At 49.2% G+C, this 530-nt stretch carries 1 protein-coding gene; it reads right to left on the minus strand.

All coding sequences use genetic code 11. The features are described 5' to 3' along the window. Positions 1-367 (minus strand): glycosyltransferase (locus HT737_RS30555; protein WP_182404687.1); only part of this gene is annotated, 367 nt, incomplete at its 3' end. Between the last annotated feature and the right edge of the window lie 163 nt (positions 368-530).

The following is a 530-nucleotide window of genomic DNA, read 5'->3' on the forward strand; positions in this document are numbered from 1 at the left end:
AAACCACGTCTGCACCGCTGACCGCTTTGTCGAGCATTTCAGGTAGAAAAGCGATGTCATCAACGAGTGGGTCTATCACCGCGACGAAATCACCCAGGGCATTCTCCAGACCTGCCCACGATGCGGTGTCGGCATCGACTTCTTTAGTCAAGGCATAAACTTGCAAGTTTGGCAGGCCATTTTCAGCAGTCAGACTTTTTAATATGGATATGCTGTCATCGTCAGACGCGTTGTCGACAACAATTAGTTCATAGTCACTTACCAGTGTCGACATCCGTTCGACTGCGTCTGCCAGGATACTTCCAAGATGGTTTGATTGGTTGCGAACGACGAAAACAACCGAAAGAAATACCGGAAAAAATACCATTTAGAGTTCCTCGAGACGTCAGCCGCAGGCTGTCGCCCATAATTTCGAAAAAAAGCGCGTAATCTTAATCTGCACGGTAGGTGGCGTCACCCTTTTCGTTGCTGGCATTTCGCAGGAAACTCGACAAGGAAGCCCGCTGGCTACGACTTGCATCGAACCGTTG

It is taken from the genome of Pseudomonas sp. MD195_PC81_125 (assembly GCF_014060985.1).
Lineage (GTDB): Bacteria > Pseudomonadota > Gammaproteobacteria > Pseudomonadales > Pseudomonadaceae > Aquipseudomonas > Aquipseudomonas parakoreensis.